This is a genomic window from Oceanobacter sp. 1_MG-2023 (assembly GCF_030689025.1).
In the GTDB taxonomy this organism is placed as follows: domain Bacteria; phylum Pseudomonadota; class Gammaproteobacteria; order Pseudomonadales; family Oceanobacteraceae; genus Oceanobacter.
The window spans coordinates 21,967-34,566 of sequence record NZ_JAUYWA010000001.1 but is presented as its reverse complement, the minus strand read 5'-3'; the positions used below and the strand labels follow the sequence as shown (position 1 = coordinate 34,566).

The 12,600-nt window shown below is 53.0% G+C and carries 9 protein-coding genes; 5 read left to right on the top strand and 4 right to left on the bottom strand.

The window, feature by feature from the left end; translation table 11 throughout:
* From Q8W22_RS00120 to Q8W22_RS00105, 4 genes are all read right to left on the bottom strand, one after another.
* Window positions 1-282, bottom strand: a complete 282-nt coding sequence (locus tag Q8W22_RS00120; protein WP_303434288.1) for an antibiotic biosynthesis monooxygenase — start codon at window positions 280-282, stop codon at window positions 1-3.
* A gap of 106 nt (window positions 283-388) precedes the next feature.
* Window positions 389-778: a roadblock/LC7 domain-containing protein gene (locus tag Q8W22_RS00115; protein WP_303434287.1), complete on the bottom strand. Its 390-nt coding sequence runs from the start codon at window positions 776-778 to the stop codon at window positions 389-391.
* 68 nt (window positions 779-846) lie between these two features.
* Window positions 847-1,377, bottom strand: a complete 531-nt coding sequence (locus tag Q8W22_RS00110; RefSeq protein ID WP_303434286.1) for an ATP/GTP-binding protein — start codon at window positions 1,375-1,377, stop codon at window positions 847-849.
* A 193-nt stretch (window positions 1,378-1,570) separates the two neighbouring features.
* Window positions 1,571-3,268 carry a beta-ketoacyl synthase gene (locus Q8W22_RS00105; protein WP_303434285.1) on the bottom strand — a complete coding sequence of 566 codons (1,698 nt, stop codon included), beginning with the start codon at window positions 3,266-3,268 and terminating at the stop codon, window positions 1,571-1,573.
* 117 nt (window positions 3,269-3,385) lie between these two features.
* Between Q8W22_RS00105 and Q8W22_RS00100 the strand changes: the two genes are divergently transcribed.
* From Q8W22_RS00100 to Q8W22_RS00080, 5 genes are all read left to right on the top strand, one after another.
* Window positions 3,386-4,375: a GlxA family transcriptional regulator gene (locus Q8W22_RS00100; RefSeq protein ID WP_303434284.1), complete on the top strand. Its 990-nt coding sequence runs from the start codon at window positions 3,386-3,388 to the stop codon at window positions 4,373-4,375.
* 447 nt (window positions 4,376-4,822) lie between these two features.
* Window positions 4,823-7,474: a pyruvate dehydrogenase (acetyl-transferring), homodimeric type gene (aceE, locus tag Q8W22_RS00095; RefSeq protein ID WP_305451291.1), complete on the top strand. Its 2,652-nt coding sequence runs from the start codon at window positions 4,823-4,825 to the stop codon at window positions 7,472-7,474.
* 14 nt (window positions 7,475-7,488) lie between these two features.
* Window positions 7,489-9,465, top strand: coding sequence for a pyruvate dehydrogenase complex dihydrolipoyllysine-residue acetyltransferase (gene aceF / locus Q8W22_RS00090; RefSeq protein WP_305451290.1), 1,977 nt, complete (start codon window positions 7,489-7,491; stop codon window positions 9,463-9,465).
* Window positions 9,466-9,747: 282 nt separating this feature from the next.
* Entirely contained in the window at window positions 9,748-10,011 is a 264-nt protein-coding gene (locus Q8W22_RS00085; RefSeq protein WP_305451289.1) for a hypothetical protein, read from the top strand.
* 486 nt (window positions 10,012-10,497) lie between these two features.
* Window positions 10,498-12,597, top strand: a complete 2,100-nt coding sequence (locus Q8W22_RS00080) for an ATP-binding protein (RefSeq protein WP_305451288.1) — start codon at window positions 10,498-10,500, stop codon at window positions 12,595-12,597.
* Window positions 12,598-12,600 lie beyond the last annotated feature (3 nt).

Genomic DNA, 12,600 nt, shown 5'->3' with positions numbered 1-12,600 from the left:
TCAGGCAGTCAGAATGCTGAACCGTTCTTCGCGCATCAGGATCGGCTGGATTGCAGCGATAACTCTTTTGCGTTCACTGGATATGGCCCAGGCTTCCCAGTCTCTCAGGCTTTTCCAGTTGGTAATAATAATGCGATGACGGCTATCCTTGGCGTCTTTGTAAGAGGCCCCGGAGACATAGCCCGGAGCTTCAAGGATGGCTTGCAGCGTTTGTTTGATGGCATCTTCATAGGTCGATTCCATATCGTCCGCGATACGACGATCGATAATAACCTTGATCATGTGGTGCTGTTCCTGAATCGGTTGGTTTTGCAGACACTAGTGCGATGGTGGTTACAAAGCAAGTCCGGACGCAGACTCTTTGGTTGGGTGGCTGCAGGGAATCGGGCTAGCCAAGCAGGTCATGCAGTGCATTGACTGCGGTGGATGTTTCTTGCAATACCATACCGAGATTGGCCGAAGGCGTTGTTGATACCGCCAGTACGGCGTTGAGGCCGATATGGGTCAATAGCATGACTCCCTGGCTGCCCATGACCATCACCTGATTCAGCTCGCCAATATCAACCTCCTGGGAGGCGCGTTCCGCCAATACCAGCAAGGAGGCGCTCATGGCAGCAAATATATCGCTGTCAATGCCCTTTCCCAGAGCTGAAGAAATGATCAGGCCATCAGTTGTCATGGCTGCGGTAGCCAATATGGCTCCCTCAGAGTTGGTAATCATGTCGCTTAAAACAGTAAAAATCTGTTTCGCTTCAGGATGAGGTGCTGCATCGTTCATTATTTAACTTCCTTCTGGGATCGGCGTCGTTTATCAGGGCTGAGTACCCGGCAAGGTTGGTCTTTCATTTACTTGAGGCCCAGTTCCAGAATCGAGAGCATGCTCATCAGCATGACTTCGACGTCTTCTGATTTACGGGCATCGACTTCATAGACGGGCGCATTGATGCCCATTTCCTGCAGTTTGTTGATGTAGGCTGACAGCGGTGGTGTGGCAGAAATATCCATACGGGTAATGCCGACTACCAGTGCGTTGTTATCGATGAATTTACGGAATGCATCGATATAAACCACCATGTCATCGATCGGGTTTTCTGACACGTTATCGATCAGTAATACCAGCCCCAGACCACCGACGGTCAGGACGTCCCACATAAAACTGAAACGTGTCTGGCCGGGAGTACCAAACAAGTGGACTTTTTCCCCACCAGGCAGATTGATAAGACCATAATCCATTGCCACCGTGGTGGTGTCTTTGCGTAATGCAACGTCATCGCTGGCCTTGGCTTCGGTTTTAACAACCGGTACATCGCTAATGGCGGCAATTGCGGTGGTTTTCCCCGCGCCTACTTGCCCGCCAAAGATAATCTTGTAGTCCATTTTTTTCTGTGGCCTGAGTATGTGAATCGGTCCGATAGTCTACTGATCATTTTCTTTCAGCAATGAGGTTTTTGCCGCAAATTTGTCAGATTTTGCCTGGCTGCTGGAGAATTCAGGGGCGGTTGCTCGCCAATCTTCCCCTGATCCAGGGCTTCTGTCCCGGGCAGAAAACCGTCACTGACGCCCGAAGGGGTCAGAGAGAGACAGGTTTGTCCCACCCGGAGATATAAATTTCCTCATCGCTGATGGTCAGGTCGTCCGGGCCTAACACCTGTTCACCGAAGTGATAACGTGGCCGGGTTTTACCTGCGATCGCATCCTTATCGTATTGGTACGCCGTTTCTACCACTAGTTCGTTACGATGCCAATAGCGGTTGATCTCGTTTGTGCTGTAGCGCTGTTCTATTAATTGCCGGGTATGGGCTGGGGATATAATCATGGCGGATGCATTGTTGCCACCAAAGCCCTTGGCATTGATAAAGGCCACTGGGAGTTCTGCCGGGTCAACCGGCTTGTCTTGCAAGACAAACTCGAGCTGCTGTTGGTGTACGTCGTCGGCAATGGTGTGTACGGTTTTGATGCCGGGAATCACGCCTTCGGACCAGGTACCCAGCGTTGCGGTGAGCTGATCTGCTGAGGCTGCAGCGAGGGAGTGGCCCACGTATGCCTTGACGGCTGTGATTGGCCAGTTTTCCAGTTTGAAGGCCCCGGCAAGCTGCTGGTAAATATGGGATTCCGTCACCCGGTTCTGCGGTGTGCTGCTGCCATGGGCATGGACAAAGCTGCCGTTGCGCAAGATATCATCACCGAGCAGGCGGCGGGCATTGGCGACGACTTTACCCATGGTCAGGTAGTTACCGATGCCCGGGTTGGAAATGGATTTTTTATAACCATCGGCATTGATCTGTACGTCACCGATGCTGCCATGGATATTCAGCCCCAGTTCCAGCGCCAATTTATCATCGGTCAGAATAAAAAACTGTGCCGATTCAGCCAGGGTAAAGCCACAGTTTTCACCAAATGGACGGCTGGCGCGGCGGAAGTCAGCGTCTTCGGTGTCTGCGACCTTGTCGAGATCCCGTAATTTGTGTTCGGACGCCAATGCCGTCATGGCATTGTAGCCTTCGACGATTTCAGGCATCAGGGGGGCTTCTGAATTACCGACAATCACAATACGGCGCTTGCCGCTTTCGATATCGTCTTTGGCAAGGCGCAGGTTGTACAGGAAGGTGGCGCAAGCGGCGGTCATGCAGCCAGTGGTGCCCACGTTGCCAAGGACATAGGCGTTAATAAAGTCGGCGGGCATCTGGCTCATGCTCATGGCGCATTGTTTGGATGACGTGCGCTTACCCAGCAATGCCGCTTGCATCATGCCGCCGTTGCCGGTCGCATCAGGTTGGCCCATGGAAGAACCAGCGTAAACAGCAATCTCATCAGGGCCTACCTGTTGGCACAGGGTTTCCCATTCAATGCCCAGCGATCCCAATGCATCGGATGCGCCATAGACCGCCATTTGCAAGCCCCGGGGGTGGTGTAATGAGCGGTACAGAGTGGCCGGGTCAAAACCCAGTGGCAATTGCCCGGCACTTTGTACCGGTAAGCGCTTGTGCGTCAGACGCCAGCAGGGGTTGCCTTCTTCATCTTTAAATGGTTTGTGGAAGGGCACGGCCTTGGCATCCCATGACACGTTGTCCCATTCGCGAACCAGTGTGCCGTTCAGAATAGTGTGCTCATCGCTGGTGGCCATCAGGCTGGCGAGGCTGGTGAGGGTTTGTTCGCGTTTGGCCCCTGTCAATGATTCAAAGATCATACGACGGAATGCGTGGTGGCCTGAACTGCGGCCTGCGGCGTTGATGCCGCCAAAGCCGGTGATGACTGCCAGATTTTTCATAGTTGAGACCCCTGGAAAATTTTCCCTATCTTAAGGGGATAGAAATTCGATCAAGTAGATTAATATAGACAAAAGATAAAACAATAATGCCATTTTCAATGATATGGGGGAGACACTTTGTTGCAACATGTGACGGTACTGCTGGTTGATCAGATGTTGGCCTCCAGTATTGCCATTCCGATTGAGATGCTGGAGGCCGTACGCGCCCGTTTGCAGGTCGCTCGTCAGGGTAATGTCAGCTTCCATATTGAGACCGGGGTTGCCAGGCCGGGAGATGTGGTGAGTCTGGGAGGACTCAAGCTTTGCCCGGACCGGGCGCTGGCGGATATTGAATCAACCAGTCTGGTGGTGGTGCCCGCCCTGTGGCGCAATCCGCGACGTGTCTTGCAGACACACGGCAGTGTGATTCGCTGGATTGCTGAGCAATACCGACAGGGGGCCAGTGTGATTTCCGTTGGCACCGGGGTTTGTCTGCTGGCTGCCAGTGGCATCCTTGATGGCAAGCCAGCCACTACCCATTGGCATTATCAGGATCGTTTTGCGGCTGATTACCCAGACGTTTTGTTGCAACGACAGCATTTGTTGACTCAGGCCGGGCGTATTTATTGCGCTGCCAGTGTTAACTCCGGGGCAGACATGGTGATTCATTTTATCGGTCAGACCTGGGGGCGGGATATGGCGTTACAGATTGAGCAGCAGTTTTCACCGGAGGTACGGCAGCCGTTTGAAAACCGGGTGTACTCTGACGGGGAAGACTCCCATCATGCTGATGAAAGTATTGCGCTGGTTCAGGGCTGGATGCGTCAGTACTTGCGGGAACCTTTTTCATTGGCCCAGCTCGCAGACAAGGCCGGTTTGAGTGAGCGGCAATTCATGCGCCGCTTCAAACAGGTCGTGGGGGTGACACCGCTGGTGTACCAGCAAGCCATTCGCTGCCAGGCGGCGAGGGAATTGTTGCAGCACAGCAATTTATCGGTGGCGGATATCGCCCAGGAGTTGGGATTTGGTGACAGCAGTTACTTTATCAGGATCTTTCGTCGCCTGCAGGGACAAACACCCGGCGAGTTCCGTAAAAAAGTGCGCGGTAAATTATTTACCAGTAGTTAGTTGAAACGTGCCTGAAATATTATTCTGAAATCGATTCTGGTATCAAAATCAACTATAGTTTTAGGTGATTATCGTCATTTTCCATGCTTATAGTTCAGTGATCATGGGCTGTTTAGCGCTGTATTTTGTTTTTTGATGTCGGCTTATCCAGGATTGAAATAAACAACCCTTTTTGTAAAAAAATTACGAGAAGGCGTTGTTTTCTTGTTTGTGACACGGCAGACTGTCGCCCGTCACTTGGGATTGGTACTCTAGACTGACTGGGTATTACGACCAGAGACCAAGAATTTTCAGCCTGTAAAACAGCGTCCGTTGTCGTCACTTGCCCATACGTTCAAATACGTATAAAGAGACAGTAGACAAGACCAGATTTTAGGGGCTGCCAGGCTCACAAGGCCGTCACCCGCGCCTGATCCGGGCGCATGAATAAGAAGATGGGAGTTCCGTATGACACAAGATGTCGATATCTACGAAACACAAGAATGGCTCGACTCACTCCACGCAACCATTCGCCATGCTGGCCCCGAGCGCGCGGCTTTCCTGCTGAAGGCCATGTTTGACCACGCTTTGGCGAAAGGTGTCACCTTGCCAGCAGCGATCACCACACCGTATCGCAACACCATTCCGGTTGATAAAGAACGCCGTATGCCGGGCGACCTGTTTATGGAACGCCGCATCCGTTCGCTGGTTCGCTGGAATGCCCTGGCCATGGTAATGCGTGCCAACGACAACGATGAAGGCCTCGGTGGTCATATTGCCTCGTTCTCCTCAGCTGCCACCTTGTATGACATCGGTTTCAACTATTTCTTCCGTGGCAACGATGACGGCCATCTGGGTGATCTGATCTACTTCCAGGGTCACTCATCCCCTGGTATTTACGCCCGTTCCTACCTGGAAGGGCGTCTGGATGAACAACAGCTGGATAACTTCCGCCGTGAAGTCGACGGTGAAGGCCTGTCCTCCTATCCACACCCCTGGCTGATGCCGGATTACTGGCAGTTCCCAACGGTTTCCATGGGTCTTGGCCCGATTCAGGCGATTTATCAGGCGCACGTCATGCGTTACCTGTCTGCCCGTGATCTGGTTTCCCGTGGTGATCGTAAAGTCTGGGCATTCCTGGGGGATGGCGAGTGTGACGAGCCGGAAACACTGGGTGCGATCTCACTGGCGGGCCGTGAACAACTGGAAAACCTGGTATTCGTGATCAACTGTAACCTGCAGCGCCTGGATGGACCGGTGCGCGGTAACGGTAAAATCATGCAAGAGCTGGAAGGCGTTTTCCGTGGCGCTGGCTGGAATACCATCAAGGTGGTGTGGGGACGTCATTGGGACGTTCTGCTGGAAAAAGACAAGACCGGCCTGCTGCAAAAACGCATGGATGAAGTCTGTGACGGCGAATTACAGAATTATAAAGCCAACGGCGGCGCTTATACCCGCAAGCATTTCTTTGGCAAATATCCTGAGCTGCTGGAACTGGTTTCGGACATGTCTGATGAAGACATCTTCAAGCTGAACCGTGGTGGACATGATCCGTTCAAGGTGTACGCCGCTTACGCAGAAGCCATGGCCAACAAAGGATCACCGACGGTGATTCTGGCTCAAACCGTCAAGGGTTATGGTTTGGGGGATGCCGGCGAAGCCGCCAACCCGACGCACTCAGTGAAGAAACTCGATAAGGACTCGCTGAAGCAATTCCGTGATCGTTTCGGTATTCCGTTGTCTGATGATGAGCTGACCAAGGTACCTTATTACCGTCCAGCACCAGACAGCCCTGAAATGAAATACATGAAAGAACGTCGCGACAAGCTCAACGGTGTTGTACCGTCACGCCGCGTCGATTTTGATGCTTTGAAAGTACCACCGCTGGAAGCCTTCAAGGGTCAGCTGACTGGCTCTGGTGAACGTGAACAATCGTCCACCATGGCGTTTGTGCGGGTACTGTCGCAGCTGGTGAAAGACAAGGAAGTCGGCAAGCGTATCGTACCGATTGTGCCAGATGAAGCGCGTACCTTTGGTATGGAAGGCATGTTCCGCCAGCTGGGTATTTACTCCTCAGCCGGGCAGAAATACACGCCTCACGATTCCAACCAGATCATGTACTACAAAGAAGACAAGAAAGGCCAGATCATGGAGGAAGGCATCAACGAAGCCGGTGCCATGTCTGCCTGGGTCGCGCTGGCAACTGCGTACAGCAACAGCAACTGCGCCATGGTGCCGTTCTACGTGTTCTACTCCATGTTCGGCTTCCAGCGTATTGGGGATCTGGCCTGGTTGGCGGGCGATATCCAGGCTCGTGGTTTCCTGATTGGTGCCACCGCTGGTCGTACCACGCTGAACGGTGAAGGTCTGCAGCACCAGGATGGTCACAGCCATCTGATGGCCCATACCATTCCCAACTGCAAATCCTATGATCCTACCTACAGCTTTGAAATGGCCGTTATTATCCAGGACGGCATGAAACGCATGTACGAAGACAAGGAAAACTGCTTCTACTACATCACCGCCATGAACGAAAACTACGTTCATCCGGCAATGCCTGTTGGTGCCGAGGAAGGCATTATCAAAGGCATGTACAAGCTGAAAGAAGGTAAAAAATCCGACGCTGCCCGGGTTCAGCTGATGGGGTCCGGTACCATTTTGCGTGAAGTGGAAGCCGCGGCTGACATTCTGCGTGAAGACTTTGGTGTTGAATCCGATATCTGGAGTGTGACCAGTGTGAACGAGCTGACCCGTGATGGTCAGGCCTGTGAACGCTACAACATGATCAACTCCGAGAAAGAAGCACGGGTACCTTACATTACCCAACAGCTGGCTGAGGCAGATGGCCCGGTTATTCTTGCCACGGATTACATCAAGACCTATGGCGAGCAATTGCGCGGATACATATCCACAAGCTACAAAGTACTGGGAACCGATGGTTTCGGTCGCTCTGACACCCGTAAGAAACTGCGTCACTTCTTTGAAGTGGACCGTAGCTTCGTTGTTCTGGCAGCACTGACAGAATTGGCAAAACAAGGCAAGTTTGATGCTGCCGAGTTGCCAAAAGTCCGCGCCAAGATGGGTATTGATGAAAACAAAGCTGACCCAACCACGGTTTAACAGGAGGCTGACACATGAGCAAAGTGACTGTAGCAGTACCTGATATCGGTGGTGCTGAAAACGTAGATGTTATTGAAATTTCCGTAGCGATTGGTGATACCGTCACCGTCGACCAGGATCTGATCGTACTGGAAACCGACAAAGCGTCAATGGAAGTGCCTTGTCCACAAGCGGGCACCGTGGTTGAACTGTTGGTGAGCGTTGGTGACAAGATCAATGAGGGCGACGCGATTCTGGTACTGGAAACCGCGGCTGTGGAAAGCGCGCCCGCTGAAGCCCCGGCAGCTCCTGCCGCCATTGCTGAGCCAGCAGCGGCATCTGCTGCTGTCCCCGCAGCGGCAGCAAGCACTGCCAGTCAGCGGATTGAATTGACCATCCCTGACCTCGGTGGTGCTGATGAAGTAACCCTGATTGAACTGTGTGTTGAGCCGGATACTGAGGTGGCGGCTGAGGACTCGCTGCTGGTGCTGGAAACCGACAAGGCGTCCATGGACGTACCGGCTCCGGAAGCGGGCAAGATTATTGAGTTCAAGGTCTCGGTAGATGACAAGGTCAAGGAAGGGGACGTGTACGCCGTGATGGAAGTTGCGGGTGTTGCTGCCCCGGCATCCACCGCCGTAGCTGAGCCTGCTGCCAGTACGCCAGTCGCTGCTGTTGCACCGGTCGCAGCGCCTGCGGCACCAGCCGCTGAAATAGAACTGTCCTTGCCGGATCTGGGTGGCGCTGACGGTGTAACCGTGATCGAACTGTGTGTCGCTCCGGGTACCGCAGTGAGCGCAGAAGATTCACTGATTGTGCTGGAAACCGACAAGGCGTCCATGGATGTACCGGCTCCGGAAGATGGCATTCTGGTCGGCTTCAAGGTGAAAGAAGGCGATACCGTCAGTGAAGGCGATCTGTATGCTGTCTTCAAACCTGCTGCGGCCTCTGAGGCTGTGACTCCGGCTGCTGTGGCACCGGCTCCAGCAGCGCCGACCCCTGTGGCTGCGGCCCCTGTTGCGCCAGTGGCTGCTCCAGCAGTGTCACCGGTTTCGGAAAACGGTGCGGTTGCGGTTGAGGAAGAGACGGTCTCCAACGACATTTACGCTGGTCCTTCGTCCCGTCGTCTGGCGCGCCAGTTGGGTGTTGATCTGACCAAGGTGAAAGGCACCGGTATTCGTGGCCGTATCACCAAGGACGATATCCGCAGCTACGTCAAGAACGCCTTGCAGCGTACGGAACAGGCACCAGCTGCCAAAGCGGTGACTGGTGGCGCGGGTATCCCTGCGATCCCGGCGGTTGATTTCAGCCAGTTTGGCGATATCGACATGGTCAAGTTGAGCAAGATCAAGAAGGTGACGGCGGCCAATATGTCGCGTGCCTGGTTGAATGTACCGCACGTAACCCAGTTTGATGAAGCCGATATCACCGACCTGGAAGCATTCCGCAAGTCGATGAAAGCGGAAGCCGAGAAGGCCGGTATCAAACTGACGCCGATGCCATTCCTGATCAAGGCCGTGGCAATGGCATTACGGGCAGAGCCAAGCTTTAACGTATCACTGCATCATGACGGTGAGCACATGGTTCACAAGAACTATGTACACATTGGTATTGCCTGCGATACCCCGAATGGTCTGATGGTACCGGTACTGCGTGATGCCGATAAAAAAGGCATCTACCAGATTGCCAGAGAAGCCAACGAACTGATCAAGGCTGCTCGGGATGGCAAGTTGAAACCTCGCGATATGCAAGGTGGCTGCTTCACTATCTCCAGTCTGGGTGCCATGGGTGGAACAGCCTTCACTCCGATTGTGAATGCACCGGAAGTAGCGATTCTTGGGGTTTCCAAGGCGCAGATGAAACCGGTCTGGAACGGCCAGGAATTTGTGCCACGTAATATGCTGCCGCTGGCGGTGTCGTACGATCACCGTGCCATTAACGGTGCGGACTGTGGTCGTTTCTTCACCACTCTGGTGGCAATGATTGCGGATATCCGTCGGGTTCTGCTGTAAATTCTTCACCTCGCGTGTGAAGTGGAAGCAAGCCGGTCCTTGGCCGGTTTGTTTCGAAGAGCCAATCATTTGGGGGTTGGCTCTGTCAGGTTCCAGCGGTGTTACGCTTGCTGTGGACTGTCTGTTTACCGGCCACCTGGCCGGTTTTTTTATGCCTTTCTTATCGTAATGAGCCATTCAGATGCTGGCCGTTTTCCACTATTTGTTTCATTTCCTGACATCGGATGACAACTGGATTGGTAAAATAAAGGCTCATTAACAGCGTATTGGAGAAAGCTTCTGATGAAGGATGTGACGGTTATTATGCTGGCGTTGTGCGCTACAGGTAGTGTGGCGTTTGCTGATGAGGGAACATATGGCAATCAAAGCCGCCAGCAGAAACGTTTTGCTGCCCTTGATACTGATTCAGATGGCGTTATTTCCAAAGCGGAGGCCGAAGAGGCTCCTCGCCTGACCAAGAATTTTGATGAGATGGATAAAGATAGCGATGGCTTCCTGACATTAGAGGAAATCAAAGCCGGCTTTTCACTGCTGCGGAAAAGCTGATCGTAGTGGATAAGTGCTTTTAAAGCAGTGTTCTGAGGAGCTGTTGCCAGATCACTGCTATAACTATAACCCGCCTTTACCCCGCCTTTGTCGAACCAGGAAACCTGGTGTCTATATTCTGCAGATGCTGTCTCAGATCACAATCAATGCCAATGACGCCAGATGCCAATTCTTTCTGATGCCAGGCTGTATCGTCACCGTGCATCCCCTTGTTTGGCCAATAAACACCAGCCTGTTATCTTTCATACCCTGTTCAAAAGTGGTGGAGGGCTTCCTGTTCCAAACATCCCGTCTATTATCATTTGCCGTTGCGTAATAAACCCGACAGTCAAGAGAATACAGAGTAAAACCCCTGGCGCGTTGGGATCTCTTAATAGCTCACAATAGTGCCGTGATTGCCTTGTTGTTGGGAATGGCTGCAAATTGTGTTTAGTGCGCTAGTCTTAACGGGTAGGATAGACTGATTTTGTTATTTCCCGGAGCGCCATGCGCAAGTATCTTCTCCCTGTATCGCTACTAGTCAGCTTGGGTCTGGTCTTTCTGTATATGGACCGGTTGCTTATTGCAGAGCAGCAGGCATCCGAGACCATTATAGCCAAGACTCGTGTCAGCGAGGTAAGCAGCCGATTATCTGCGGTGGTTAACCAGCATTTACAACTGGCTTACGGGCTAATGGCTTTTGTGCATGTGCGGCCGAATTTTACCGAACGCGAGTTTGAGACTTTTGCGCTCAACAGCCAACGGGCGGCTGACAGTGTGATGAGTTTGCAGTTGGCACCCAAAGGTGTCATTACTTACATGACCAATAAAAACGACCACGGCAAGGCGCTGGGTTACGACCTGATGAAAGATCCGATCCGTAGCCCGCTGATCAAACAGGGCATCAATGAGCGTCGTTATATTATTGCCGGTCCATCTCCCTTGTTAACCGGAAGAAAGGCAATTATTGCCCGTATGCCGATTTTTTTATCCGACGGTAGCGACGATTCTTTCTGGGGCTTCTCGACGATTCTGCTTGATATTGATCAGCTGCTGCTGGATGCCGGTTTATCGAAGCAGGAATACTGGCTGGATTTTGCCGTGCGCGGCAAGGATGGATTGGGAGCTGACGGCGATGTCTTTTTTGGCGACCCTGATGTTTTTGAGCGTGATCCGGTACTGGCGACGGTGTTATTGCCAGGCGGTTCCTGGCAAATCGGTGCCAGCCGGGCCGAGGGCTACCACCACTTGCCGATGCAACGAATCATCTTGTGGCTGGTGTTTTTCCTTGTTGCACCCTTTTTAAGTTGGCTGCTCTGGGATTTGATGCACAAGCCCGAGGAGCTCAAGCGTGAAGTGGCGGTCGCCACTGCGGAATTACAAGAAGCGTGTGCTCAGGGTGAAGTGGCCTTGTCGGAAGCCGAAGTCGCCAACCAGGCCAAGTCTGAATTTCTGGCCAATATGAGCCATGAGCTACGCACCCCGTTAAATGCCATTCTTGGTTTCACCACACTGATCGATGCGTGTACCAACGATTCCGATGTGCATCGTTACGCTAACCAGACGCTGACCTCATCGCGGCATTTATTGGCGTTGGTTAATGATATTCTCGATTTTTCCAGAATCCAGGCCGTGGGTGTCGAAATAGAATCGAACCCCTTTCTGTTGCGGCCGATGATGGATTCCGTGCTGGGGAGTCTGAAAGCGCTGGTGAGCGAGAAGCCGGTCAGAGTGTTGTTGAGTATCGATGAAGGCGTGCCGGAGCAAGTTTGTGGGGATGAACTGAGGCTGACCCAGGTATTGATGAATTTTGCCAGTAACGCCGCAAAATTTACCGCTACCGGGACGATAACACTGGCAGTGCAATTGATCCGCTGTAGCGCCGACGAAGTGCGCCTCCGGCTTTTGGTGACGGATACCGGACGCGGTATCCCGGCGGATAAGCTGGCCCTTATTTTTGAGCAGTTCCAGCAAGTGGATGGCTCCGACACGCGCCATTATGGTGGCACCGGTTTGGGCCTGAGTATTACCCGGGCGCTGGTTGAAGCCATGCACGGTGAATTGCTGGTGAGTAGTGATGAGGGGAAAGGCAGTGAGTTTGGGGTGTCGCTGACACTGGCCTTGCCGAGTGAACCCGCAGAGTCATCAGCGTCGGCTACACCGGGGTTGTCCAATGCCCAGGTCCGTCACGAGGAAGATGAAGGCCCGGCGGTACCGGAGCATTTGCTGCTGCACGGGATTCACGTTCTGGTGGTTGATGACAACGTGGTCAATCGCAAGCTGGCCTGCGAAATGTTACGTCGCCGCGGTGCGTCGATGACGTGTGCCAGCGATGGGCAGGAAGCCATTGATATGCTGCTGGATGGTTCAGATGCTATCGATGTGGTGCTAATGGATATTCAAATGCCAGTGTTGGGGGGCTTGGAAGCGACCCGGTTATTGCGTGAGAAATACCAGGTCCGGACACCCGTGATTGGCTTGTCGGCCAATGCCTCGGCACAGGATGAACGTATCAGTCTGGATGCCGGGATGGACGCTTACTTGAGCAAGCCATTCAAGCTGCCAGAGCTGGTGGCGCGGATACTGGCGTTGGTGAAACCTGTCTGACTA

Coding starts and splice junctions, on each gene's coding strand:
- Q8W22_RS00085 (WP_305451289.1), top strand. CDS start 9,748: ATGAAGGATGTGACGGTTATTATGCTGGCGTTGTGCGCTACAGGTAGT.
- Q8W22_RS00105 (WP_303434285.1), bottom strand. CDS start 3,268: ATGAAAAATCTGGCAGTCATCACCGGCTTTGGCGGCATCAACGCCGCA.
- aceE (WP_305451291.1), top strand. CDS start 4,823: ATGACACAAGATGTCGATATCTACGAAACACAAGAATGGCTCGACTCA.
- Q8W22_RS00110 (WP_303434286.1), bottom strand. CDS start 1,377: ATGGACTACAAGATTATCTTTGGCGGGCAAGTAGGCGCGGGGAAAACC.
- Q8W22_RS00115 (WP_303434287.1), bottom strand. CDS start 778: ATGAACGATGCAGCACCTCATCCTGAAGCGAAACAGATTTTTACTGTT.
- Q8W22_RS00080 (WP_305451288.1), top strand. CDS start 10,498: ATGCGCAAGTATCTTCTCCCTGTATCGCTACTAGTCAGCTTGGGTCTG.
- Q8W22_RS00120 (WP_303434288.1), bottom strand. CDS start 282: ATGATCAAGGTTATTATCGATCGTCGTATCGCGGACGATATGGAATCG.
- aceF (WP_305451290.1), top strand. CDS start 7,489: ATGAGCAAAGTGACTGTAGCAGTACCTGATATCGGTGGTGCTGAAAAC.